The organism is Maribacter sp. 1_2014MBL_MicDiv, from assembly GCF_001865655.1.
In the GTDB taxonomy this organism is placed as follows: Bacteria; Bacteroidota; Bacteroidia; order Flavobacteriales; family Flavobacteriaceae; genus Maribacter; species Maribacter dokdonensis.
This window is the reverse complement of record NZ_CP011318.1, coordinates 1559221-1582798: the sequence shown is the minus strand read 5'-3', so window position 1 is coordinate 1582798 and position 23578 is coordinate 1559221. Positions and strand designations below refer to the sequence as shown.

Below are 23578 nucleotides of genomic sequence, written 5' to 3'. Positions count from 1 at the left end.
AGGCTACATTATATGGACATATCGGTAGAGTTGACTTTTTCTCCCTTACAAGACGATTTTGAGCAACACATTATAGATTTTATTAAAAAACTAAGGGCTAGTGGATTAACCATACTTGAAAATCCTTTAAGTACACAGGTATTCGGCTCTTATGATGAAGTGATGGAAGTGCTGAATACTGAGATAAAAACAGCGTTTGAACTTATGGATCGCGGGCTTTTATTCATGAAAATAGTTAAATCTGATAGAAGCGACTATGAGCCCCATTTTTGATTATCTCTTTGGGCAATATGCCGATTATAGTACATTGGATATTACACTTGAAATTGTAGCCGTTATTTTTGGCTTATTATCTGTAATATGTTCTAAGCAAAACAACATTTTAGTATATCCTACAGGCTTGATAAGTACTTCAATCTTTGTATATCTCCTTTTAAAATGGGGATTGCTGGGTGATATGATGATCAATGCATACTATTTTATAATGAGTTTATACGGTTGGTACATTTGGACAAGAAAGATTGATGCCGACCATTATACACCAATCACTAGAACAACGAGAAAAGAAAATGGAATTTCGGTCATTATATTCATAAGTACACTAGTTTTTGTGTTTACCGTGTATCAGGTTTTTGATAAATGGAATAGCTGGACCGCCTATGTTGATACTATAACAACAGCTATATTTTTTGTGGGTATGTGGTTGATGGCCAAGAGAAAAGTAGAAAATTGGATATATTGGATCATTGGGGATCTTATATCTGTACCATTATATTTTTACAAGGGATTTACGTTTACAAGTTTTCAATATCTCATTTTTACAATATTGGCCGTTTACGGCTATAACGCATGGAAGAAAAATACAGACAAGAGCCTTCAGATGTCTTAAAAGTTGTTCTTTTTGGTCCGGAATCTACGGGTAAAACCACATTGTCAGAACAATTGGCAAGACATTACCATACCGTTTGGGTACCGGAATACGCTAGGGAATATCTACAAGATAAATGGAACAACGAACGTAAAACTTGTGAACCTCACGACTTATTGCCAATTGCCGAAGGGCAAATGCGTTTAGAGAACAAGCTGGCCAAAAAAGCTACAGATATTCTCATTTGCGATACAGATTTATTGGAAACCAAAGTATATTCAGAAGCCTATTACATAGGTAATTGTGATCCTATTTTAGAAAAATATGCATTGCAGAATACATATGATCTTTATTTGTTGACGTATATAGATATCCCATGGGAAGCAGATGACCTAAGGGATAAGCCCAACGAGAGGGAAAAAATGTTCAATTATTTTAAAGATACTTTAGAAAAATACGGTAAAAATTTTATTACCTTGAAAGGAGACAAAAAACAACGTTTAAATAAAGCCATTAACCATATAGATACCTTATTACATCAATGATAGAACTTACAGAAAAAGATCAAAAGCAACTAGAGAGTAAAGGAATTTCTAAAGAAACAATGCTGGGTCATATCCAGACATTTAAAGAAGGTATACCTTTTGTCAATTTAGAGAATGCTGCTGTTATAGGTAACGGCATTCTTAAATTTTCCGATGAAGAAGAAAAAGAACTTATTTCTTTTTACGACTCAAAATTAAAGGATCTAGATATTTTAAAATTTGTACCCGCTTCTGGTGCGGCATCTAGAATGTTTAAGGCTTTGTTCGCATTTTTAAATGCTTACGACCCAAATAATGAAACATTACAGGCATATTTGGAAAGAACAAATGACAAGGATATACTGAAATTTTCCGCTGGTTTAGAACGCTTTCCGTTTTATGATAAAGTAATGGAAAGTATAGGCGCTTCTTTTGAGTCTGAAGGTGAGAAAGTTTACAAGTTCGTTGCTGAACTTTTAGGAGATAACGCACTAAATTATGGCTTTTACCCTAAAGGGCTATTGCCGTTTCATAAATATGCTAATTCTACGGCTACCCCTTTTGAAGAGCATTTAAAAGAAGGTGCCCTTTATGCCGGTTCTAACGGAAAAGCAAAACTACATTTTACGATATCTGAACAACACGAAGAAATGTTTGGCGATGAATTTAAAGCATCTGGACCAAAAGTTTCTGCAGATACAGGAGTTACTTATGATGTGGATTACTCTTTTCAAAAAGCATCAACAGATACTTTGGCAGTAGATATGAACAATGAACCTTTTAGAAATGAAGATGGTTCTGTTTTGTTTAGACCGGGTGGTCATGGTGCTCTGATCCAAAATTTAAATGAGCAAGATGCCGATATTATTTTTATTAAGAATATAGATAACGTAGCCGTAATGAAAGATGCAAAGGCCGTTGCGGATAGCAAAAAGGTATTGGCAGGTGTTTTGTTGAAAGAACAGGAAAAAGCATTTGAATTTGCTGCCTTATTGGATAAGGGAGAAGCGGATGATGCAACTATAGAAGACATCAAAAACTTCTTAAAAACAAATTTAAATGTTCGTTTTTCGGAAGGGTTCGATTCAAAATCAAATTCTGATAAAGTAAATATTTTAAAAGATAATATAAATAGACCTATTCGTGTTTGCGGTATGGTAAAGAATGAAGGTGAACCTGGTGGTGGACCGTTTTGGGTTACTAACAGCAAGGGAGAAGTTTCATTACAGATTATTGAATCTGCTCAAATTGATATGAATAATTCTCAACAAGCGGATATTTTAAAGAATGCAACGCATTTTAATCCAGTAGATTTGGTTTGTGCTGTGCGTAACTATAAAGGTGAGAAATATGACCTGTTGAAGTTCGTAGATGAAAAACAAGGTTTTATAACAGGTAAGACCAAAGACGGTAAAGAATTAAAGGCACTTGAGCTTCCAGGTTTATGGAACGGGGCAATGGCGTTTTGGAACACCATATTTGTAGAAGTTCCATTAGTGACTTTCAATCCGGTAAAAAGTGTAGTAGATCTTTTAAAAGATTCGCATCAGGCATAATTATCTATGCTAAAAAAGTGTGTAGATTCTACACACTTTTTTTGTTTCTGCACAATTTTACACAGGGAAGGAAAGTGTAGTTGAAATCACAATACATTGTAAATCAATAATTTGCATCTGTAAAACTTTAAGTTACATGGTTGGCATAATTATTCTAATATACCTATCAAGAATGTTTAATTTAAAAACGTAGAAAGATGAAAAAATTAGTTTTTGCCACAGCTTTAGCAATAGGTAGTTTAACAATAGGTACTGCAGCTACACCAATTATATTTCACGATGGTATTATGGAAGATGTTTTCATTCAAGATTATACTGAGATAGCAACTTCTGATTTACCGGCACCAATTGTAAATGCCCTAGCATCAGATTATCAAGGTGCAATGCTGAATAAAGCATATGTTGATGATGAAAATAACTATAAATTAGAAATTACTTCTCAAGATGGTTCTTCTGTAGTATTGTATGCAGATGAAGAAGGTAACTGGTTAGAAATGTAGAAATTATAAGTTTGAGTTAGTTGTTTATAAAAAGCTGCCTAGGCAGCTTTTTTCAATTTAGCGCCTTTAAATTATGGCAATGGAAAATCCATATGTCAGATTCTTCCGTAAATAATTATAGAAGTAGAGTTATTAACGATTAAAACATTAGCATGAAGAATTACGCATTATTAGTATTCTTGACTTTAGGAATAACATTGAACAGTACAGCAATGACAGGTTCAAATTTTATAGAAAAAGAAATTGCTATCAATACAGATGAGTACGTAAAAATAAAATCTAGTGAGTTGACACCTCCGGTTATTGAAGAAATATTAAAACAATACCCAACGTCTAAACTTGGTGGAGCTTATAAAAATGATAGAGGAGAATTTAAATTGATTATGGTACTTAAAAGTGGTACCCGAAGAACCGTTTATATAGACCAATACGGTAATTGGATCAATAAAAAATAACCTGAAAAAAGTTTTCAAAATAAAAAAAACTGCAAAAAGCGGTTTTTTTTATTTAAAAATGTGACCTACCAGAAAATGTTGTGTCTAAATAAGTGAAGCAAATTATGAAACAATGGTCACATTAGTATTTATTTCGGTTTTAGGCACAGTTCTACTTTTTTCTTTAGGGATGATATCGAAACTATGTTTAGAGAAGTAAATAGCAATAATATCACTTTCGCGTAAACACTAACCGTTAACTATGAAAGTGCCACCAAATAATTGTATTTAAAATAATCCCCCGGATTAGCATTGCCAGTATTAGTTGTTGTTGAATTGATTAAGGTGTTGATTAAAAATTTTAAAACAAGAGTTTGATAGGTGGTTTGAGGGGGGCTGCGCATTGCAGCTCCTTTTTTTTGTTTTCAAATAAGTTCTGGGTCACAAGAAAATGTGACTATTTATTGGGTAAAAATTATACAGATACTAGTATTGGGTACAATTTTACACAGCTTTAAGATCTGTGCAGTATATGTAACACTCTATGTGTCAGTGTTTTTTGGTTTTTTACAGATAATGGCACTCTTTTTTCTTAGTTAATAGTATTGAAAAGTAGTATTAACTTAAATATTAGAAAGATGAAGACTTTATTTTTATTAGGAGCAATGACATTAGGTGGTTTTACAATGAACGCACAAGATGCATTAATAGCAGAAAACGGAATTCAACATAATCAAGTAAATGAAATGTTGGTCGTGGCCGATGATTTCAAAGAAATTTCGGTAGCAGAAGTTCCTCAAGCAGTATCAGATGCAGTAGCTAAAAATTTCCCGACTGCTAGTCTAGATAAAGCATATACGAACAGTGAGAAACAGTATAAGTTGGTATTGTCTCTTGAAGATGGTACACAAGGAACCGTATATGCCGATGAAAATGGGAATTGGATAGATATGTAATTATAGAGAAACTTGTTTGTTCAAGTTGGTTTGGTCAGGAAAGGATAGCTAAGTGCTATTCTTTCCTTTTTTTTTGCTCTATTGAATTGATTAATTAAGCTTTATGATAATTTTAAAATACAAATAGTCGGCTTATGGTATTTTTACGTAAATACTTAGAATACCAAACTTACTATGTCCAAAATTTTAATTTTAGAAGACGATACTTCTTTTGCCCAAATGCTAAAAAGGTTTTTGGAAAGAAATGGTTTTGACATTGTGGTAAGTCAGACCGGGTTAGATGGTGAAAAGCAACTCAAAGAGCAAAATTTTCAATTAGTAATTACAGATTTGCGATTACCGGATTATGATGGCATTAAACTCGTTTCTCAACTAAAGGACAGTATTCCGGTAATAGTAATGACCGGTTATGCGGAAGTATCTACCGCAGTTAAAGCCATGAAAATGGGTGCGTATGATTATATTTCAAAACCATTTACGCCAGATCAAATGTTAGCCGTAATTGATGGTGCATTACACGCTAAACCAATTATTTCGAAAGAAACGGCTATTACAACAAAAAATGACTCAAAATCAACTGTAGAAAATGATGATAAGCCTTCAACTTCTAATGACTTGGAGTTACTTAGTGAAGCTGCGCAAAAATTAGATGAACATATTGCCTTAGTGGCACCTACAGATATGTCTGTTTTAATTATAGGTGAGAGTGGCACTGGGAAAGAGGTTACGGCTAAAGCAATTCATCAAAAAAGCAATCGTAAAGAAAAACCGTTTATAGCGCTAGATTGTGGGGCAATACCTAAAGAACTTGCCGCTAGTGAATTTTTTGGTCATTTGAAAGGAAGTTTTACTGGGGCTATAGCCGATAAAATAGGAAGTTTTGAAGCGGCAAATGGGGGAACCTTGTTTTTAGATGAAGTAGGTAATCTTTCTTATGAGAATCAAATACAACTATTAAGAGCTTTACAAGAGCGTAAAATTAAAAGGATCGGTAGCAATAGTGAAGTGGAGGTTAATGTCAGAATTTTATCGGCCACCAATGAAGATTTAAAAGCAGCAGTGGAAAAAGGTAATTTTCGAGAAGATTTATATCATAGGTTAAATGAGTTTTCCCTTCAAATACCTGCTTTAAAAGACAGGCAGGGAGATTTAGCTGTACTAGCATCTCATTTTTTGGAAAAGTTCAACCAAAAATTAAACAAGCAGATTCTTGATTTTTCAGATGAGGTGTGGAATGTTTTTAATACATACCACTGGCCAGGTAATATAAGGGAATTGCAGAATGTTATTCAACGTGCAGTGTTATTGACTACCACCAATGAGATACAAGTGAATACTTTGCCAGAAGAGCTTATGGAGTCAAAGCCGGAAAAACTGGACTTAGGTAGTGTCTCTAAAGCAGATTTTGAAAAAGAGCAAATTGTTAATGCTTTAAAACGTACTAATTACAACAAGTCTAAAGCGGCCAAGTTATTACAAGTAACCAGAAAAACGCTGTATAATAGAATTAACTATTATGATTTAGACCTGTAGAGATTTCCTGTGAAATTGCTTCCATAACATCGCTTATTTCTTGCTCCAGCTTCGCGTATATTTCTGATATTGATTTGTGGGTTGAATCATTTTTTTTCAGGGTTTCAAAAGTTTCTAAAGTGGGTACAATTTTGTTCACATGCAATTGCCTGAACATAGGTAGCATTCTATGTGTAGTACTATTTATTTGAGTAATATTGTTTGTGGCTACCGCCAATTTTAATTCATGTAAATTTTTCCCTGTATCATTTTTAAATGTGAGCAAAACCTCGTCAATAGCGGTTTTGTCTTTTCCTAAAAAGAGTTCAATGGTTTCTAAACTGTAAAGGTTTTCGTTGTTATTTCTAGAAATGAAAGGTTTTTCATGAGTATGTTGAAAATCCATTTCAAACATGTTGTTTAGTTTTTGTAAAAGATCGGTTTTTGAAAATGGTTTTCGGATTAGTCCAGTAAATCCTTTTTCGATAAAGTGATCTACCGTAAGATCTCGTCTTCCGGTCATTGCCAAAATGGGTTGATTTTCATAATGTTTAAATGTTCCTGATTTAAGTTGGTCAACAATGTCATAGCCGGAGACCGTAGGCATTTCAATATCGGTCAAAACCATATTGAATTTAAAATCTGAATCGGGTTGAAAAGCATTGAAATCGGTAAAAAGTAAAACTTCTATTCCGACTGACTTTAGCATTTCCCCAATTAGTTTCAAAAACGAAGCATCATCATCAAAAACAATAATTTTTAACCTATCCGGTTTTAAAGCGGTTTTTGTTTCAATAGATGATATTTCACCATAAGCAATAGGTATTTTAAGTGTAAAGGTGCTGCCTTTGTTTAAATTGCTGTCAAGCGAGATTGTACCGCCTAACAATTCGGTAAGTTTTTTGGTAATGGTGAGGCCTAATCCATAGCCGCCGTATTTTTTGTCGGTATCGTTTTCTGCCTGTGTAAATTCTTTAAAGATTAGTTTTTGCTTCTCTTTTGATATCCCTATGCCGGTATCGGAAATTTTCAGGAAAAGTTGTTTTGTTTTTTGTTTTTCAATGATATTGCCCGTTAAGGTGATAGAGCCTTTATCGGTAAACTTATAGGCATTGCCCAGTAAATTTGTAATAATTTGACGTAATCGAAAAGCATCTGAAATAACAGGATGTTCTAAAGACTCATCTAAATGAAGAATTAAATCAACATCCTTAGCCGTATACTGTGCGGCAATACTATTAGCAGTTTCGGAAATTAAGTCATTTACCTTAAAAGTAGATTTTTTGACTACCATTTTACCGGCCTCCAATTGAGAAAAATCCAGCAAATCGTTTACCAGATTGTTCACATATGTGGTAGCGGATTTTATTTGGTCAATATGCTTTTTATTAACGGTTCCATGTTCATTTTCCTCTATAATATTGGTGTAACCGCTTATGGTGTTTAATGGGGTGCGTAAATCATGACTTACCGTTGCAATCAATTGTTCCCTACTTTTTAATAAAGAGTCAGAGTAGGCCTTCTCTTTTTCAAGTTTCTCTCTATATACATTTGCTTTCCAGAAATCTCTATTTATAATAAATGTAAAAATACCAACCACAAGAAAACCGAGTATTGCTGCAATAACGGCAAGGCGAATACTTCTTTTTAACAAGGTTTCCTTTTTAATGGAGTTGTTGATGCTGTTCGTAATAATCTCTTGCTCAAATGAAGAGAGGATGGTACGTAACTGCTGCGAAAGTTCAAGATCGGTTTTATTGATATTGGTCTCTCTAAGGGCCAAGGTGTTTTCGTTTATGGCATTTTCCTGTTTAACATCTTTCAATAGATTTTTAGAGACTTGTAGAACACTGTCCATAGTCTGTGTATTGCTCTGTGAATTGCCGTTTGTGGGGACATTAGCATTAAGATAATCCGCAACCTTTTTTATGGTACTTTGGGCCTTGGGTGAAAGTTCTTCTAAATTAGGAGCTAAGCCTTCCGGTTTTATAATTCCTAAAGATTCCTCTAACTTATCAAATTCCGCTAGTGCAGAATTTATAGCGGTCCCTGTTTGGTCCTTAAGTCTAATGGCTCTTAAGGCATTAATATTTGTCACTTTTTTATCTAAAAGTGCGCTAAGGCTGTCTAAAAGGTTGTGTTGATATTCACTGTCCGTTAGCGTTTTTATTTCTTGAATATTGGTGCGTATGGAGTCTATTTTGTTCTCATAGGCGCTAAAATTAATTCTACTTTTGGTTTGCAAAGCAAGTTTAGAGAGACTTTCAGCTTCATATAACTGGGCTAGGAAGGAGTTTGTTTTAAGTAATTTGTTGTCTTTTTCCGTTGTGTTTTCAGTAGCAATGTATTCTTGAACCTCCGTATAGATATAGTATGATGCAATAATGCCCAGTATGACCAAAAGCAAGTAGCTAATAGTAATTTTAAGGGTGAACTTGTTTTTCTTGGAATCCATGTAATATTTCTAATTGTATAGTAAAGACAGATTGAAATTTTTATTTAAATACGACAAAACAGGGATAATAAGTTCTAAAATGATGTTAATTAAACAAGATGTTGTTTTTTCAGATTTATTTATGAGAGTTAAAATTACTGCATTACATTTGCGGCATCTCAAAGGGGTGCCAAAATCCTGAAATTTTTTAGGACAAAGCTGAGATTATACCCAAAGAACCTGGGCGGGTAATGCTGCCAAGGGACCGAGCGTTAAAAAAATGTCCGGTGGACATTTTTAGCGAGGGGCCAGCCAGCGTAATGGCTGACTTCATTTTGGAAAACAAAGTCTTTAAATAGGCAAAATCAATTTTTACTTAGAATAATAGCCCCTTTTATTCGTAATTATTTACGAATGAAACTTACTATTTTCACAATTGCGTCGTTTTTTGCGTTTAGTCTTGGAGTTAGTGCCCAAGAACAGGTAACTGATTCTCTGGAGGGTCAAAAAGTAGTCTTAGACGAAGTGTTCGTCTCTGCAGTAAGGGTAACCAAGCAATCTCCGGTTACATTTTCAAATCTTACAAAAGAGGAAATTAAACCAAGAAACCTTGGGCAGGACATTCCTGTATTAATGAACTTTTTACCATCAGTGGTAACTACTACAGATGCTGGTGCCGGTGTAGGTTATACTGGGCTTAGAGTAAGAGGTAGTGATGCTACACGTGTAAATGTGACCATTAACGGAATACCTTATAACGATGCGGAGTCTCAAGGTACTTTTTGGGTAAATATGCCCGATTTTGCTTCTTCAACTGAGAGTTTGCAATTACAACGTGGTGTAGGTACATCTACCAATGGTGCCGGTGCTTTTGGGGCAAGTTTAAATTTGTTGACAGACGGTTTTTCACAAGACGCGTATGGTCAAATATCAACTTCTATAGGTAGCTATGGTACATTAAGAAATAATTTAAAATTCAGTACCGGATTATTAAATGATCATGTTGAAATTTCAGGTAGACTATCTAAAATTAAATCAGATGGTTATATAGATAGGGCAAGATCGGATTTGGAATCTTATTTTTTACAAGCGGCTTATAAAGATGACAATACTTTGATCAAGGCATTGATGTTTGGGGGTCATGAAATTACGTACCAAGCTTGGTACGGTATAGATGGTCAAACTTTGAGGGATAATAGAACTTTTAATCCTTCAGGTATTTATACTGATTTAGATGGTAATACCCAGTTTTATGATAATGAAGTGGATAATTACAAGCAAGACCATGCACAATTATTATGGAACGAACAGATTTCTGATTTTTGGAGTACAAACATAGCGTTGCACTATACAAGAGGTAGAGGTTATTTTGAGCAGTATAGAGAAGCCGATGATTTTTCTACCTATGGTTTTGAGCCACTGATTGTAGATGGTGAAGAAGTGAATACTACCGATTTAATTAGAAGACGTTGGTTGGATAATGATTTCTACGGAACCGTTTTTTCTGCAAATTACAAGAAAGAAAAGTTAGATTTAATAATAGGTGGTGGTCTTAATAAATACGAAGGCGATCATTTTGGTGAGGTAATCTGGGCTAGATATGCTAGTAATAGTAGTTACAGAGATCGTTATTATGATGATAGTTCATCTAAAACAGATTTTAATTTATACACAAAGGCAAATTATCAATTAACAGATCAATGGTCATTGTATGGAGATGTTCAGTATAGAACAGTTGGGTATAAAGCAAACGGGGAAGATACCGGTCTTGTTGATGATACGTTCAATTTTTTCAATCCAAAGGCAGGAGTAACCTTTGATCTTAATGCGAATAATAATTTTTACTTGTCGTATGCGGTTGCCAATAGGGAACCCAATAGGAACGATTATGAAAATGGTAATCCAAAACCTGAGAAACTAAATGATTTTGAATTGGGATGGAGGTATGTTTCTCCTTCAGTTCAGGTAAATACCAATGTATATTACATGAACTATAAAGATCAGTTAGTGGTTACTGGCGAATTAAATGACGTTGGTGCACCATTAAGGGAAAATATTGGAGATAGTTACAGGCTAGGTTTAGAAGTTGATGCCAATATAATATTGGGTGAAAAATTCAGCCTAAGGCCTAACATTGCCATCAGTCAAAATAAGAACAAAGATTTCTTTATTGATAGAGATGGTATGCTACAAGGTTTAGGAGATACCAACATTGCTTATTCTCCGGGCTTGGTGGCGGGTAACGTTCTTAGTTATATGCCATGTGATGCTATGAATATTTCGCTGTATTCAAAGTTTGTAGGTGAGCAATATCTAAGCAATACAGATACAGAGGCATCTAAGCTAGACTCTTATTTTACCACAGATTTCAATATTACTTATGAGATTAACATGAATAGCATTGTCAAGTCTATCGTGTTTTCAGGTTTGGTAAATAACATCTTCAATGAAAAGTATGTTTCTAACGGGTATACTTATGTAGATAGTTGGTCTACACCTGGTAGTTCATTTGAAGTACAAGGTTACTATCCGCAAGCAGGAACTAACTTTTTATTAGGTGCAACAGTGAATTTTTAGTTGATAATAGAAAGATATAAAGTTGTCTTAAATATTTGTTGAGAATGTAAGGCGCATAGTGGAATAATCTAAATTAGGAGACTAATTATCAGGGTTATGGAGCGCAACATTCCAGTTTTTGGCAGTAGGTTAAGAAACAATATAGTAACGGTGCCAGAGGTCATTTCTCAATGCTCTGGCATTCGTGTTTTTGGGCAATCTATAAAGTCGTTTTTGTTTAGTACGGACGTAGCTATTATAAGAAATACCAATGCCAATGCAATTATAGCGGTATATCCGTTTACACCGCAACCGGTAATATCAAATGCTTTGATATTGGCTGCCGACAAGCCTATATTTTGTGGGGTCGGTGGCGGTTTAACAACCGGGGTACGGTCTTTAGAATTGGCAATACATGCAGAATTTCAAGGTGCTTTAGGGGTGGTTTTAAATAAGCCTACCCCAAACAGCCTTATTACGATGCTTAAGGAAAAAATTGATATACCGGTAACCATTACGGTGGTTTCGGAAAAAGATGATATTAAAGGTAGAATAGATGCAGGTGTGGATATATTCAATGTATCCGGCGCAGCTAAAACTGCAGATATCATCAAAAAAATTAGGGATTTAAATGATAAGGTTGCCATCATTGCCACGGGTGGAAAATCTGACGATTCTATAGTTGCAGCAATAGATGCCGGGGCAAATGCAATATCGTATACACCACCAAGTACAGGTGAACTGTTCAAGGAAATAATGGAGAAATATCGCGCTGAAGAAAATGCTTAGTTAGAGATGATTACACTACCACCACTAAAGGTAGTACGATATTCAAGCATGTCATAATATCGATTTTCATTATCTGGTCTATTCAATAATTGACCGGTAAATAAGCTGTATTCATAATCTTCGCAAGAACACGTTGCAATTTGTCCATTTAGCTGCATGGTAGAGCAATCGTTAGGTGCATGATTTGGACAACTGGCCTCAAATGCCCTAAACTGATCAAAACCGGCATTGATGACAAAAACACCTCGTGTACCGGCAAGATCACTTTGGATATATACGGCACTACCCGTATTTGTAAGTGGGCTGTAGGAAGGCAAGTTTAAATTAGCTTCAAAACGAAAGCCTATTTCCTGTAAGTACGGATTTCTGTTGGTTCCATCATTGCTACAAGCAGTGATAATCAATAGAATTAGGATACTTAATCTTCTGAACATGCTATAATTTTGTTTTCAATAACTTCAACAAATGTGCGTAAAATTTATGTATATTTGTGTTAAATCCTCTCTTAAAAAGCCGAATTAACAGGCATTTGCAGAGGATTTGTCTATTTATAAAACGAGGAGGTTATGAGTAATATATCATACTATACTGTCGAAGGGTTAAAAAAACTAAAGGCAGAACTAGATCATTTAAGAGATGTTGAGCGCCCAAAGGCGTCTCAAGCAATTGCAGAAGCAAGAGATAAAGGCGATTTGTCAGAAAACGCAGAATATGATGCTGCAAAAGAAGCACAAGGTTTGTTGGAAATGAAAATTTCCAAGATGGAAAATACCGTGGCCAATGCACGTATAATTGATGAGTCGCAATTAGATACCTCTAAGGTATTGGTACTTTCTACCGTAAAGCTAAAAAACCAAAATAATGGTATGGAAATGACCTATAAATTGGTAGCGGAAAGTGAGGCGGATCTTAAAACGGGTAAAATATCTGTAAGCTCACCAATTGGCAAAGGTCTTTTAGGAAAAAAAGTGGGAGATACTGCTGAAATTACTGTTCCTAGCGGAGCAATAAAATTTGAAATTCTTGAAATAACAAGAGCTTAAAATTTTTAAATAACTATATTTAATCCTATCCTTTTGAAAAGGGTAGGATTTTTTATTTCCATTAAATAGTAAACGATTATGCCAACGATTTTTACCAAGATCATAAATGGTGAAATACCATGTTTTAAAGTAGCTGAAGATGAAAATTTCTTAGCATTCTTAGATATCAACCCAAACGCTAAAGGGCACACCTTGTGTATACCTAAAAAAGAGGTAAATAAAATATTGGACTTGGATGAAGAAACGTACTTGGGCCTCATGTCATTTTCAAGAAAAGTGGGCAAGGCTCTGGAAAAAACTGTTGAATGTAAGCGAATTGGTATGTCTGTTATTGGGTTAGAGGTACCGCATGTGCATGTTCATTTAATTCCGTTGAACGAAATGAAAGATGCAACTTTTCAACACAAGGTAAAATTAAGTAATGAGGAACTGGCAGACTTGGCCCAGGAAATTGGAGCTAAGATTTAAATGGCGCCAGAAATAAAAAGGTAAACAGCTCCTGCCACCAAGGCGATCATAACTAACAAAAGCCCATAAAATAATAGTGTTGGTTGAGATGATTTTTTAGCTGGAACAGCCGTTTTTTGATAATAGTTGAACATGCGCTCTATATCATCCGTCCAACTTACTGGGTAGATTGTAGTGTGGCACGTATTGCAAACTAATTTATTGCTGAGGTCTCCAGTAATTTTATGAAAAAAGCTACCGTAGGTGTGTTTTTGATAAAAAGTAAGACTTAAATCCTGATTAAAACACTCCGGACAGTTATTGGTCAGTTGAGCTTCTTTAATAACTTCAAATTTTTCCTTCGCCATAATTAGTGAACCACTTTTAAAGAAATTTGCATTATAGTTCCTTCTTTGCCAGATGATAACACCTTTATTTTTCCATCGTGATACTCTTCCACAATTCGTTTAACCAAAGAAAGTCCTAAGCCCCAACCTCTCTTTTTTGAGGTGAAACCGGGTGTAAAGATACTATTATAGTTGCTTTTTGAAATACCGTGCCCGGTATCGGCAATTAAAATATTCACGAATTTATGATCTGGTACTATTTCAATGGCAATGCTGCCCTTGCCTCGCATGGCATCAATTCCGTTTTTAACCAAGTTTTCAATAGTCCAATTGTATAATGAACTGTTGAGCATAACGGGCAAGTGGTCCACTTTAGAGCTAAATGAAAAGTGAATAAGTTTAGAACTTCTTCTTTTCAAATAATCAAAAGCATCTTGTGTTTCTTTTACAATATCACTTTCAACAAGTTTTGGCAATGACCCAATTTTGGAAAAACGTTCGGTAATGGTCTGTAGCCGGTCAATATCCTTTTCAATTTCTTTGGTAATACTTGGGTTAATGTCTTCAGATTTTAAAAGTTCGTTCCATCCTAAAAGAGAAGATAAGGGAGTGCCAATTTGGTGGGCGGTCTCTTTGGCCATACCTGCCCATAATTTATTCTGTTCGGCAGCCTTATTGGTCTTGAACAGAAAATAGATTACGGCGGCAAAAAGAAAAATAATAAGAAGTAAGGCAATAGGGTAAAACTTCAGCTTGGTTAAAACGTCAGAATTGCCGTAATATAACGTGGCTAAATGTTCGCCTTGCTGATCAATTGAAATAGGGGTATTTTCATTCTTGAATTTTTTTAGTTGACTTTGAATGTAGGCGGAGTCCTCTGCTTTGTTTGGTGGAAAATTATTCACCCTTATAGACTTGTCCTTGTTTATAAGGATCATTGGGGTAGAAGTGTTGTTTTGAAATACCTTTAAATGAAGACTGCCTAAATCTACAGTTTCAGAGGATTGCAAAAATTCTGATTGCGCAGTAGCCCAGATCTCCATTTTTAAACGCTCTTCCTCTTTAAATTGTTTAAAAAAGCTATTGGTATTCCATAAGATTAGACTAACCACAACAAAGGAGCCTACCAATAGAAAAATGTTGGAAATTTTGTTTTTAGGAATAAAGTTCATCCAATAGTTATCTAATACTAAAGATAACCCTAATTGTGAATAATTGTTGTGTTGTAATCAATGTACCGTGTTTTATTACCGCTTCATTTTATGTATTTTTGAAATCTATTGTAAAAAGAGTTCAAGATGGAAATAGAAGGTAAAGTTAAGTTGATAGGTGAAACCCAAACTTTTGGGTCTAATGGGTTTAGAAAAAGAGAGTTGGTCGTTACTACAGACGAGCAATATCCACAGCATATCATGATAGAATTTGTTCAAGATAAATGTGATTTGTTGAACAGTTATGCCGTAGGGCAAGATGTAAAAGTTAGTATTAATCTTAGAGGAAGAGAGTGGACAAATCCTCAAGGTCAGGTAAAATATTTCAACTCAATTCAAGGCTGGAGGATAGAAAATTTATCTCAACAAGCACCGGCACCAGGTATGCCACCAGTACCACCAATGGAGGCATTTGAACCAGCTGATAATTTAAACGAAGAGGATCATGATGATCTTCCGTTTTAATAATTATAGCACAATAAAATAAGGGGTACTGTCCTTTAAATAAAAAAACTTGTTTAGCTTAAAAAGTTGAACAAGTTTTTTTGTTTTCACACCTTTGGTTAATTTGAACAAAAACGAAAAAGCCTCAAAAAGAATCATGTACTTTTTAACTGATGAACTTGTCTTTCCGCCCGTGGAAAATGCCAATGTTGAAGGCTTGTTGGCCGTTGGTGGCGATCTTTCCCCAGAGCGGTTGTTGTTGGCCTACCAAAACGGAATTTTTCCATGGTTTGATAACGATTCTATAATATTATGGTGGAGTCCGGATCCTAGAATGGTGCTATTTCCAAATGAGATCAAGGTCTCTAAAAGCATGAAAAAAGTAATACGAAACAAGCAATTTATGCTTACTAAAAATACTTGTTTTGAAAAGGTTCTAGAATATTGTTCTTCCGTACCAAGAGAAGGGCAAGACGGTACATGGATTACCGAAGCAATGAAAACCGCATATATTAAATTACATAAAAATGGAATTGCCCAATCCTATGAAGTTTGGGAAGAAGATAAACTGGTAGGGGGCTTGTACGGTGTTGATTTAGGTCATGTGTTTTGTGGAGAAAGCATGTTCAGTCTAGCATCTAATGCATCTAAGTTTGCCTTTATTAAACTAGCAGAAGAATTGTCTCTAAATGAGTATAAGGTAATAGACTGCCAATTGCACACCGATCATTTGGCCAGTATGGGAGCCAAAGAAATTGCAAGAAAAGATTTTATGGCAATCTTAAAGTGATATAACCAAACTATTTAAAAAGAGAAAAACGTGTTCAGTTTTTTCAGTGTAATTCTCCATTCTGAACTGTACGCCCAATTGTGCTTTTAAATGGTTTGAAATAGACCAACCTATTTGCGATGTTATACGCTGGTCATACATTGCTTTGGCACTTTTTTCAATGCTTAATAAAGATTCTGTGGTAGCCACTAAGTATGGTTCTCCAATATCTGTTCTTAAACCTTTTAAGGGAATGTCAATGGCAAAACGATATCTAAAACGATGAATAAGTGTAGAAGGTTGTATGCGCTGCTCAATTCTAAACCGGTTACCAAAGCGGACACTATTGGTAATTTTGGTAATGTTGAATTGTTGCGTTAACCGTAGTTCATTTTCCTTGTCATTTTCAAATGCTTCTCTAAATCTATATTGTACTCCTAAGCCTATGCTCTTATAGGGATCTATTATTAAAGAGGAAAAATGGGCTATTTCTATTTGGCGTACAGTTAACTGAGATTTGTTATTGTGATAGGTATAATTTCTATTTGATAAAGAAAAATTTTGTTTAAGCAAAGGGGTTACTTTGTAGTTTAAAGCTACTTCAGGCTCCCAATATGCAACAGTGTTATTTTGAGATTGAACATAACGTACACATAAGAACAGCAATAAGGTAAAAATGAACCGAAATCTAGTACAATACATGGTCATAGTTGGGAGGAAGAGAGGTTCTTATATCCATAAAATTTCCATCGGCATCAAATAGAATCTCATAATCTAAATAGCCTTTTTCTTTTCTTCCAACAACTACCAGTTCGTAATTGTTAGAGGGTAGTATCAAGTTTTGAAATGCGTTTTTAAAAGTGTGGTCAATAGGCTCAGTATTTGAAGGATATTGCTGTTGCAGCCTTTTAATACGATATTTAGTGAAATTATTGTTCAAATACTCTTCTATTTTGGCATAGGTATCATTAGGTATATCGTCTGGTTTAATTAGTATTTCAATATCTTCAAGATTGCCTTTTTTATCAAATTCAATGCTGTACCAAAGCTTATCTTTTTTCAATTTCGCCTCATAACTAACTTTAGTGCTATCCGTCTCCTTATAGAACTTAATACGCCTATAATCTGTAACATTTTCTTCTATGGTAGAGATAGCAACATCAGGAAACTGAGATTTTAAAATACGATGTTCCCTTTCGTATTTATACTGAGCCTGTCCAAATTGACTGTAAAAAAACAGAGTGGTAATTAGTAAGAGCGTTTGAATATTTTTCATGATAACGGTGTTATGTTACTTACACTTCGGTGTATCTAAAACAACCTAGTTGATGATCATTTACCATACCAGTGGCTTGCATAAACGCATAAATAATAGTACTGCCCACAAACTTAAAACCGCGCTTTTTTAGGTCTTTACTAATGGCATCTGATATGGGTGTATTGGCAGGGGCATCTTTGTAATCTACTACTTTGTTCTTAATAGGTTCATTGTTTACAAATTCCCAAATATAACTACTGAAACTACCAAATTCATTCTGAATTTCCATGTAGGCAATGGCATTGGTCACCGTTGCCCTAACTTTTAATTTGTTTCTGATAATGCCCTCATCTTGTAGTAAAGAGAGGATTTTGGTTTCAGGATATTTAGCAATTTTCTTATAATCGAAATGATCGAATGCAACCCTAAAATTTTCTCGTCTTTTTAAAATAGTGATCCAGCTTAAACCAGCTTGAAAGGTTTCCAACACTAAAAACTCGAACAGCAAATCATCGTCTTTAACGGGTACGCCCCATTCTTGGTCATGATATGCTTCATAAAACGTATCGCCCTTGCACCAACCGCATCTTACTGGTTCCATAGAAAGTTTCTTTAATGACAAAAGTATTTAAAAAGATCAGAACTTGCCTTTTCTTTAATTTGGTAGAATTTGTTTAATTTCTTCTGAACCCCATTAAAGAAAGTTTAAATTTAAGTTAATAGTTGTTAAACTATCATTAGTTGATAGTAATACTATTATATTTACATTTTATGTAATTAATAGTTTTATGGATATGCTGTTGCAAGGGGTGCAGATAAAAGTTAACGAGAAACTTTATTTAAAGGACCCTGAATCTTCTGGACTAGGTAAAAAAATCGTTGAGTACAGTATTCAAATGATCAACGAAATTGGTTTTGAAAGGTTTACTTTTAAAAAGCTAGGTCATCAAATAGGTTCTAACGAGAGTTCTATTTATAGGTATTTTGAAAACAAACATAAATTACTTGTTTACCTAACCTCTTGGTACTGGGGGTGGATGGAATATCAATTGGTCTTTGCAACACACAGTATTAAAAATCCAAAAGAAAAATTATTAAAGTCCATTATCATCATAACTAGGGAAATCAAGGAAGATTCCGCATTTTCTCATGTCAATGAAGTCTTTTTAAATCAAATTGTAATCAATGAATATTCTAAAGCCTATTTGACCAAAGAAGTAGACGAAGAGAATAAAGAAGGTTATTACGCTATATATAAAAGATTGGTAGGGCGTTTGTCTACTATGATTTCCGAGGTTGATGCAGATTACGAATATCCTACGAGTTTAGCAAGTACCATTTTGGAAAATGGTTTGCACCAACATTATTTAAGAGAGCACTTTCCGTCACTTACAGACTGTAATAAGAAAGTGACACCAACACAATATTTGACCCACCTTGTATTCAATACATTAAAACAACACTTAAATGAGTAGAAACATACTAACTGCCTGGCAGCGTTTTTTAGGACTTTTAAAACTGGATAAAAAGGATATTTTTCAAGTTTTCTATTATGCCATATTCGCGGGGGTTGTCAATTTGTCGTTACCATTGGGTATACAGGCAATAATAAACTTAATGCAAGGTGCTCAAATTAGTTCATCTTGGATCGTATTGGTCATTTTGGTGACATTGGGTGTTGCTTTTGTTGGGGTGCTGCAGCTTATGCAAATAAGAATAATTGAAAATGTACAGCAAAAGATATTTACTAGGGCATCTTTTGAGTTTGCATATCGTTTTCCTAAAATTAAGATGAGCGAACTGCACAATTACTATCCGCCAGAATTGGCAAATAGATTTTTTGATACCTTGACTATTCAAAAATCATTATCAAAAGTATTGATAGATTTTCCTGCGGCATTACTGCAGATTGTTTTTGGGTTATTACTACTATCGTTTTATCACCCATTTTTTATTGTTTACGGCATGTTGTTGCTGTTGTTGATTTATGTGGTGTTCAAATTTACTGCTCAAAGAGGTCTGGATACGAGTTTAGATGAATCTAAGAGTAAATATAAAATTGCGCACTGGCTTCAAGAGATAGCCAGGTCTATAGTAAGTTTTAAGTTGTCTGGTAAAACATCTCACGCATTGGATAAAAATGATACCCTCGTAGTCAATTACCTCAATGCAAGGGAAAGTCATTTTAGGGTTTTGGTATTGCAGTTTATTCAAATGATCGGGTTCAAGGTTTTGGTCACCGCAGGTCTTTTATTAATCGGTGGGTTATTGGTGCTTAATCAAGAGATGAACATTGGTCAGTTCGTAGCGGCAGAAATTATTATTCTTTTAGTAATCGGTTCGGTTGAAAAATTAATCTTAGGATTGGAAACGTTTTATGATTTATTGACATCTCTAGAAAAGATGGGGCAAGTAGTAGACAAAGAATTAGAGGCTCAAGAAGGAGAAAAACCATTTATGGAGAACCAGGCCTTTACTGTTGAGCTAAGTGAAATATCTTACAGTGTACCACAGCCAAAAAGACAAATAATTAAGGATCTAAGTTTAACCATATCCCCTAGTTGTACTATTCTATTAAGAGGTAATAGTGGTTCTGGTAAAAATACTTTATTGCGCTTAATTGCGGGAATCATTGAGCCAGACAGTGGTGGTGTGTACGTGAACGGAGTTTCGTTAAAAGGTATGAACCTTAATTATTACCGTTCGCACTTAGGTCAATCATTACCGGAGGAATCCCCATTTGAGGGTACGATCTTGAACAACATCACCTTTGGAGATAAAGAGACCACAAATGAGCAAGTGTATTGGGCTTTAGATAAAGTAGGACTTACGGATTTTGTAAAAAAACAACCAGAAGGACTTAATACGGTATTGTACCCTGAAGGTAAACAGATTCCATATACCGTGTCAAAAAAGATAGTGTTGGCTAGAAGTATTGTCCGTAAACCAAAACTGCTCATTCTTAAAGACCCGCTTGATCAGTTCAATGTAGATGAAGCAGACCGTATTTTGAGTTTTTTAAGTGATCCAGCTAGCGGTTGGGCATTACTTGTAGTAAGTGAGAACGATAAGTGGATCAAAAAATGTTCGCGTATCATAACCATGGAAAAAGGACAGATTATTAACGAAATCCAAGGAAAAGATGCTTAATATATCTCATAACAAACTTAACCAGAAAGTCTCTTTAGATAGTTTCAAATCGGTACAGAAGGTAAACCACAAGAGGCACTACAAGCATTTTAATAGGTTTCTTTTGGCATTTGCCGTGGTAGGCGTCATAGTACTGTTTTTGCCTTGGACACAAACCATAACCGCTAGAGGTATTTTAACTACGTTGACCCCGGGGCAAAGACCCCAAACCATTCAATCTCAAATACCGGGTAGAATAGAACAATGGTATGTACAAGAAGGAGATTATGTAGAAAAAGGAGATACCATATTGTTCATTTCTGAAGTGAAATCAGAATATTTTGATCCAGATTTAGTGGAGCGCACAGGGCAACAATTAAAATCTAAGAGTTCATCTGTAACCTCATATGGTGAAAAGGTGAAGTCATTGGATAATCAAGTTGCGGCACTTATCAATGAAAGAAGGTTAAAACTTGAGCAAGCAAAGAACAAGCTGCTTCAGGCCAAATTAAAGGCACAAAGCGATAGTATTGATTTTGAGGCCGCTAAGACAAATATTCAAATTGCTGAAAGACAGTTTGAAAGAACAGTGCAATTAGAGAGCGAAGGTTTAAAAGCGGTAACAGATGTTGAGGCAAAACGGTTGAAATTGCAAGAAACCCAAGCAAAGTTGCTCTCGCAAGAGAATAAATTATTGGCGGCCAAGAACGAAATAATCAATGCGGAAGTAGAGATCAATAGTGTTCAAGCATCATATACAGATAAGATCTCAAAGGCACAGAGCGATAAGTTTACGGCGATGTCCAATCAATTTGATTCTGAGGCTCAGGTCAGTAAGTTGGAGAATGATTATACCAATTATAAAATGAGGAGTGAGCTGCGTTATATTAAGGCACCGCAAAATGGGTATATCAATAAGGTATTAACAGCAGGTATAGGAGAAACATTTAAAGAAGGCACGCCGTTGGTAGGTATTATGCCGGCAGATTATGATATGGCGGTTGAAACTTTTGTGGCACCAATAGACTTGCCTTTGATCCATTTAGGAGAAAGTGTTAGAATACAATTTGATGGTTGGCCGGCTATCGTTTTCAGCGGATGGCCAAATGCATCATATGGTACCTATGCGGGTAAGGTGGTAGCTATAGAAACGTTTATAAACCCTAATGGTAAATATAGGGTGCTGTTATCTCCGGATGAAGAAGATCAAGCATGGCCAGATGCCTTACGTGTTGGTTCAGGGGCAAATACTATTGCCTTATTGGAAGATGTGCCTATTTGGTATGAGCTTTGGCGTCAGTTAAATGGTTTTCCACCTAACTATTACCAACCTGAAGGTGCCCAGGACAAACCCGTAAAAAAATAATGATGAGAAGCATTTTTTTCTTTTTCTGTGTATGTGCCGGTTTTTTTGTGTCGGCCCAAACGGTAGATTCTGTCCAGCTAGGGTTTAAAGAGTATTTAGGATATGTAAAAAAGTACCATCCTATAACTAAACAAGCTGAGATGGTAATGAGCGTTGGGCAAGCAAATCTAATGAAGGCCCGTGGTGGGTTTGATCCCAAAATAGCGGTAGATTATGCAACTAAAGAATTTAAGGGAACGGAATATTATGATCTTTTAAATACTACGTTTAAAATTCCTACCTGGTATGGTATAGAATTAAAAGGCGAGTTTGAGCAGTACTCTGGAGAATACTTGAACGCAGAGCGAAATGTTCCTGATGATGGATTGTACAGTGCCGGGGTTGCCCTTTCTCTAGGACGTGGTTCATGGATCAATGAGCGTATGGCAACCGTAAAGAAGGCAAAGTTTTTTAGGGAGCAGTCTAAAGCCGATAGGGATCTATTGGTCAATCAAATTTTGTTCGATGCTTCATTGGCATATTTCAATTGGTTGCAGGCTTATAGAAATAGTATATTGTTCAATGATTTTTTAGAGAACGCTAAAGTAAGGTTGGAGGGGGTCAATAAAAGTGCCAACGCTGGTGAAATTGCTGCTATTGATACCGTTGAGGCTAAAATTGCCGTACAAAACAGAGCTTTGGAAAGAGAGCAGGCTAATGTAGTTTTACGTAACGCAAGATTGGAGCTTTCCAATTTTCTCTGGATGGGAGAAAATATACCTATGGAATTACAACCAGGTGTGGTGCCAGAACTATCTTTAGATGTAGAGATAGATCAAGCCTTGGAAATTTTAGGTAAACCTTTAGATAGTTTTGACCTTGAAAATCATCCTAAGCTAAAATCCTTAGGGTATAAAATAGATGGTTTACGCGTAGATAAGCGATTAAAAACAAATAAACTATTACCTAAAATTGACGTTGAGTATAAGTTTATTACTGAAACGCCCGAGTATTTAAATTCATTGGAAACCCAAAATTATAAGGGTGGTTTAAATTTTGAGTTGCCTTTATTTTTAAGAAAAGAACGGGGAGATTTGAAATTGGCTAAACTGAAATTAAGGGATGCACAGTTTGAGTTAGATAACGCCGAGGTGCAAATTCAGAATAAGGTATTGGCTATATATAATGAGTTGGCTTCTTTTGAAAATCAGAATAATTTAATAGATGATATCGTTGCCAGTTATGAGGCGTTGCTAGCAGCGGAAGAACGAAAATTCAGTTTTGGGGAGAGCTCGTTGTTTTTGATCAATTCAAGGGAATCAAAGTTAATAGATGCGGTCTTAAAACAGAATCAAGTAGAAAATAAATATTTTACGGCGAAGGCCAAATTATTCAACAGTCTGGCGGTCAATCCTGAAAATTTGTAAGTATTCTATTTGTAACGCTACTAATGTGA

The 23578-nt window shown here is 35.2% G+C and carries 25 protein-coding genes; 18 read left to right on the top strand and 7 right to left on the bottom strand.

What is annotated here, in order from left to right; all coding sequences use genetic code 11:
• The first annotated feature begins 12 nt into the window (after positions 1-12).
• The 8 genes from YQ22_RS06520 (at position 13) to YQ22_RS06485 (ending at position 6371) form a co-directional block, all read left to right on the top strand.
• Positions 13-273: a thiamine-binding protein gene (locus tag YQ22_RS06520; protein WP_071340536.1), complete on the top strand. Its 261-nt coding sequence runs from the start codon at positions 13-15 to the stop codon at positions 271-273.
• Positions 257-889: a nicotinamide riboside transporter PnuC gene (gene pnuC / locus YQ22_RS06515; RefSeq protein ID WP_071340535.1), complete on the top strand. Its 633-nt coding sequence runs from the start codon at positions 257-259 to the stop codon at positions 887-889. Before YQ22_RS06520 ends, pnuC begins: the two co-directional genes overlap by 17 nt.
• A complete protein-coding gene (locus YQ22_RS06510; RefSeq protein ID WP_071340534.1) occupies positions 850-1413 on the top strand; it encodes an AAA family ATPase in 564 nt (187 codons plus the stop codon). Before pnuC ends, YQ22_RS06510 begins: the two co-directional genes overlap by 40 nt.
• Positions 1410-2948, top strand: coding sequence for a DUF4301 family protein (locus YQ22_RS06505; RefSeq protein ID WP_071340533.1), 1539 nt, complete (start codon positions 1410-1412; stop codon positions 2946-2948). Before YQ22_RS06510 ends, YQ22_RS06505 begins: the two co-directional genes overlap by 4 nt.
• 197 nt (positions 2949-3145) lie before the next feature.
• Entirely contained in the window at positions 3146-3448 is a 303-nt protein-coding gene (locus tag YQ22_RS06500; protein ID WP_071340532.1) for a hypothetical protein, read from the top strand.
• 152 nt (positions 3449-3600) lie between these two features.
• Positions 3601-3903 carry a hypothetical protein gene (locus YQ22_RS06495; RefSeq protein WP_071340531.1) on the top strand — a complete coding sequence of 101 codons (303 nt, stop codon included), beginning with the start codon at positions 3601-3603 and terminating at the stop codon, positions 3901-3903.
• A 617-nt stretch (positions 3904-4520) separates the two neighbouring features.
• Positions 4521-4838 carry a hypothetical protein gene (locus YQ22_RS06490; RefSeq protein WP_058104895.1) on the top strand — a complete coding sequence of 106 codons (318 nt, stop codon included), beginning with the start codon at positions 4521-4523 and terminating at the stop codon, positions 4836-4838.
• A gap of 174 nt (positions 4839-5012) precedes the next feature.
• Positions 5013-6371 carry a sigma-54-dependent transcriptional regulator gene (locus tag YQ22_RS06485; RefSeq protein WP_071340530.1) on the top strand — a complete coding sequence of 453 codons (1359 nt, stop codon included), beginning with the start codon at positions 5013-5015 and terminating at the stop codon, positions 6369-6371.
• Here the strand turns inward: YQ22_RS06485 and YQ22_RS06480 are convergent.
• Positions 6346-8805, bottom strand: a complete 2460-nt coding sequence (locus YQ22_RS06480) for a hybrid sensor histidine kinase/response regulator (RefSeq protein WP_071340529.1) — start codon at positions 8803-8805, stop codon at positions 6346-6348. The genes YQ22_RS06485 and YQ22_RS06480 overlap by 26 nt on opposite strands.
• Positions 8806-9198: 393 nt before the next feature.
• On the opposite strand from YQ22_RS06480, the gene YQ22_RS06475 reads away from it, so the two are divergent.
• Together YQ22_RS06475 and YQ22_RS06470 are read left to right on the top strand one after the other, a co-directional pair.
• Positions 9199-11361: a TonB-dependent receptor gene (locus YQ22_RS06475; RefSeq protein ID WP_071340528.1), complete on the top strand. Its 2163-nt coding sequence runs from the start codon at positions 9199-9201 to the stop codon at positions 11359-11361.
• A 96-nt stretch (positions 11362-11457) separates the two neighbouring features.
• Positions 11458-12129 carry a hydrolase gene (locus tag YQ22_RS06470; protein WP_071340527.1) on the top strand — a complete coding sequence of 224 codons (672 nt, stop codon included), beginning with the start codon at positions 11458-11460 and terminating at the stop codon, positions 12127-12129.
• Here the strand turns inward: YQ22_RS06470 and YQ22_RS06465 are convergent.
• The gene (locus YQ22_RS06465; protein WP_071340526.1) at positions 12126-12563 is read right to left on the bottom strand and encodes a hypothetical protein; all 438 of its coding nucleotides are present in this window, start codon (positions 12561-12563) and stop codon (positions 12126-12128) included. The two genes, YQ22_RS06470 and YQ22_RS06465, sit on opposite strands and share 4 nt — an antisense overlap.
• Positions 12564-12695: 132 nt before the next feature.
• Between YQ22_RS06465 and greA the strand changes: the two genes are divergently transcribed.
• Both greA and YQ22_RS06455 read left to right on the top strand, forming a co-directional pair.
• On the top strand, positions 12696-13172 hold the full coding sequence (gene greA / locus YQ22_RS06460) for a transcription elongation factor GreA (protein ID WP_058104901.1): 477 nt from the start codon (positions 12696-12698) through the stop codon (positions 13170-13172).
• Between the two features lie 78 nt (positions 13173-13250).
• Positions 13251-13640, top strand: a complete 390-nt coding sequence (locus tag YQ22_RS06455; RefSeq protein WP_058104902.1) for an HIT family protein — start codon at positions 13251-13253, stop codon at positions 13638-13640.
• Here the strand turns inward: YQ22_RS06455 and YQ22_RS06450 are convergent.
• Together YQ22_RS06450 and YQ22_RS06445 are read right to left on the bottom strand one after the other, a co-directional pair.
• Positions 13637-13987 carry a hypothetical protein gene (locus tag YQ22_RS06450; RefSeq protein ID WP_071340525.1) on the bottom strand — a complete coding sequence of 117 codons (351 nt, stop codon included), beginning with the start codon at positions 13985-13987 and terminating at the stop codon, positions 13637-13639. The genes YQ22_RS06455 and YQ22_RS06450 overlap by 4 nt on opposite strands.
• A 2-nt stretch (positions 13988-13989) precedes the next feature.
• Complete coding sequence (locus YQ22_RS06445; RefSeq protein WP_071340524.1) at positions 13990-15138, bottom strand: sensor histidine kinase; 1149 nt, start codon at positions 15136-15138, stop codon at positions 13990-13992.
• A 126-nt stretch (positions 15139-15264) separates the two neighbouring features.
• On the opposite strand from YQ22_RS06445, the gene YQ22_RS06440 reads away from it, so the two are divergent.
• Both YQ22_RS06440 and aat read left to right on the top strand, forming a co-directional pair.
• The gene (locus YQ22_RS06440) at positions 15265-15642 is read left to right on the top strand and encodes a DUF3127 domain-containing protein (RefSeq protein ID WP_058104905.1); all 378 of its coding nucleotides are present in this window, start codon (positions 15265-15267) and stop codon (positions 15640-15642) included.
• Between the two features lie 136 nt (positions 15643-15778).
• On the top strand, positions 15779-16411 hold the full coding sequence (gene aat / locus YQ22_RS06435; RefSeq protein WP_071340523.1) for a leucyl/phenylalanyl-tRNA--protein transferase: 633 nt from the start codon (positions 15779-15781) through the stop codon (positions 16409-16411).
• On the opposite strand, the gene YQ22_RS06430 is transcribed toward aat, so the two are convergent.
• Genes YQ22_RS06430 through YQ22_RS06420 form a run of 3 tightly spaced genes read right to left on the bottom strand, consistent with a single transcriptional unit; the run spans position 16403 to position 18249 of the window.
• Positions 16403-17092, bottom strand: a complete 690-nt coding sequence (locus tag YQ22_RS06430) for a DUF2490 domain-containing protein (protein WP_257786212.1) — start codon at positions 17090-17092, stop codon at positions 16403-16405. The genes aat and YQ22_RS06430 overlap by 9 nt on opposite strands.
• Positions 17079-17666 (bottom strand): hypothetical protein, encoded by a 588-nt coding sequence (locus YQ22_RS06425; protein ID WP_232231335.1) that lies wholly within the window; start codon positions 17664-17666, stop codon positions 17079-17081. The genes YQ22_RS06430 and YQ22_RS06425 overlap by 14 nt, the downstream gene beginning before the upstream one ends.
• Before the next feature lie 19 nt (positions 17667-17685).
• Positions 17686-18249 (bottom strand): DNA-3-methyladenine glycosylase I, encoded by a 564-nt coding sequence (locus tag YQ22_RS06420; protein ID WP_071340521.1) that lies wholly within the window; start codon positions 18247-18249, stop codon positions 17686-17688.
• Positions 18250-18436: 187 nt separating this feature from the next.
• On the opposite strand from YQ22_RS06420, the gene YQ22_RS06415 reads away from it, so the two are divergent.
• The 4 genes from YQ22_RS06415 to YQ22_RS06400 are packed head-to-tail and all read left to right on the top strand — an operon-like array spanning position 18437 to position 23549.
• Complete coding sequence (locus YQ22_RS06415) at positions 18437-19123, top strand: TetR/AcrR family transcriptional regulator (RefSeq protein ID WP_058104909.1); 687 nt, start codon at positions 18437-18439, stop codon at positions 19121-19123.
• Entirely contained in the window at positions 19116-20798 is a 1683-nt protein-coding gene (locus YQ22_RS06410) for a peptidase domain-containing ABC transporter (RefSeq protein ID WP_071340520.1), read from the top strand. The genes YQ22_RS06415 and YQ22_RS06410 overlap by 8 nt, the downstream gene beginning before the upstream one ends.
• Positions 20791-22143, top strand: coding sequence for an HlyD family secretion protein (locus YQ22_RS06405; RefSeq protein WP_071340519.1), 1353 nt, complete (start codon positions 20791-20793; stop codon positions 22141-22143). The genes YQ22_RS06410 and YQ22_RS06405 overlap by 8 nt, the downstream gene beginning before the upstream one ends.
• The gene (locus tag YQ22_RS06400) at positions 22143-23549 is read left to right on the top strand and encodes a TolC family protein (RefSeq protein ID WP_232231334.1); all 1407 of its coding nucleotides are present in this window, start codon (positions 22143-22145) and stop codon (positions 23547-23549) included. Before YQ22_RS06405 ends, YQ22_RS06400 begins: the two co-directional genes overlap by 1 nt.
• The last annotated feature ends 29 nt before the right edge of the window (positions 23550-23578 follow it).

Coding starts and splice junctions, on each gene's coding strand:
- YQ22_RS06430 (WP_257786212.1), bottom strand. CDS start 17,092: ATGTATTGTACTAGATTTCGGTTCATTTTTACCTTATTGCTGTTCTTA.
- YQ22_RS06490 (WP_058104895.1), top strand. CDS start 4,521: ATGAAGACTTTATTTTTATTAGGAGCAATGACATTAGGTGGTTTTACA.
- YQ22_RS06495 (WP_071340531.1), top strand. CDS start 3,601: ATGAAGAATTACGCATTATTAGTATTCTTGACTTTAGGAATAACATTG.
- YQ22_RS06455 (WP_058104902.1), top strand. CDS start 13,251: ATGCCAACGATTTTTACCAAGATCATAAATGGTGAAATACCATGTTTT.
- YQ22_RS06445 (WP_071340524.1), bottom strand. CDS start 15,138: ATGAACTTTATTCCTAAAAACAAAATTTCCAACATTTTTCTATTGGTA.
- greA (WP_058104901.1), top strand. CDS start 12,696: ATGAGTAATATATCATACTATACTGTCGAAGGGTTAAAAAAACTAAAG.
- YQ22_RS06450 (WP_071340525.1), bottom strand. CDS start 13,987: ATGGCGAAGGAAAAATTTGAAGTTATTAAAGAAGCTCAACTGACCAAT.
- YQ22_RS06420 (WP_071340521.1), bottom strand. CDS start 18,249: ATGGAACCAGTAAGATGCGGTTGGTGCAAGGGCGATACGTTTTATGAA.
- YQ22_RS06400 (WP_232231334.1), top strand. CDS start 22,143: ATGATGAGAAGCATTTTTTTCTTTTTCTGTGTATGTGCCGGTTTTTTT.
- YQ22_RS06485 (WP_071340530.1), top strand. CDS start 5,013: ATGTCCAAAATTTTAATTTTAGAAGACGATACTTCTTTTGCCCAAATG.
- YQ22_RS06405 (WP_071340519.1), top strand. CDS start 20,791: ATGCTTAATATATCTCATAACAAACTTAACCAGAAAGTCTCTTTAGAT.
- YQ22_RS06480 (WP_071340529.1), bottom strand. CDS start 8,805: ATGGATTCCAAGAAAAACAAGTTCACCCTTAAAATTACTATTAGCTAC.
- YQ22_RS06470 (WP_071340527.1), top strand. CDS start 11,458: ATGGAGCGCAACATTCCAGTTTTTGGCAGTAGGTTAAGAAACAATATA.
- YQ22_RS06465 (WP_071340526.1), bottom strand. CDS start 12,563: ATGTTCAGAAGATTAAGTATCCTAATTCTATTGATTATCACTGCTTGT.
- YQ22_RS06440 (WP_058104905.1), top strand. CDS start 15,265: ATGGAAATAGAAGGTAAAGTTAAGTTGATAGGTGAAACCCAAACTTTT.
- YQ22_RS06505 (WP_071340533.1), top strand. CDS start 1,410: ATGATAGAACTTACAGAAAAAGATCAAAAGCAACTAGAGAGTAAAGGA.
- YQ22_RS06425 (WP_232231335.1), bottom strand. CDS start 17,666: ATGAAAAATATTCAAACGCTCTTACTAATTACCACTCTGTTTTTTTAC.
- YQ22_RS06415 (WP_058104909.1), top strand. CDS start 18,437: ATGGATATGCTGTTGCAAGGGGTGCAGATAAAAGTTAACGAGAAACTT.
- aat (WP_071340523.1), top strand. CDS start 15,779: ATGTACTTTTTAACTGATGAACTTGTCTTTCCGCCCGTGGAAAATGCC.
- YQ22_RS06410 (WP_071340520.1), top strand. CDS start 19,116: ATGAGTAGAAACATACTAACTGCCTGGCAGCGTTTTTTAGGACTTTTA.
- YQ22_RS06500 (WP_071340532.1), top strand. CDS start 3,146: ATGAAAAAATTAGTTTTTGCCACAGCTTTAGCAATAGGTAGTTTAACA.
- YQ22_RS06475 (WP_071340528.1), top strand. CDS start 9,199: ATGAAACTTACTATTTTCACAATTGCGTCGTTTTTTGCGTTTAGTCTT.
- pnuC (WP_071340535.1), top strand. CDS start 257: ATGAGCCCCATTTTTGATTATCTCTTTGGGCAATATGCCGATTATAGT.
- YQ22_RS06520 (WP_071340536.1), top strand. CDS start 13: ATGGACATATCGGTAGAGTTGACTTTTTCTCCCTTACAAGACGATTTT.
- YQ22_RS06510 (WP_071340534.1), top strand. CDS start 850: ATGGAAGAAAAATACAGACAAGAGCCTTCAGATGTCTTAAAAGTTGTT.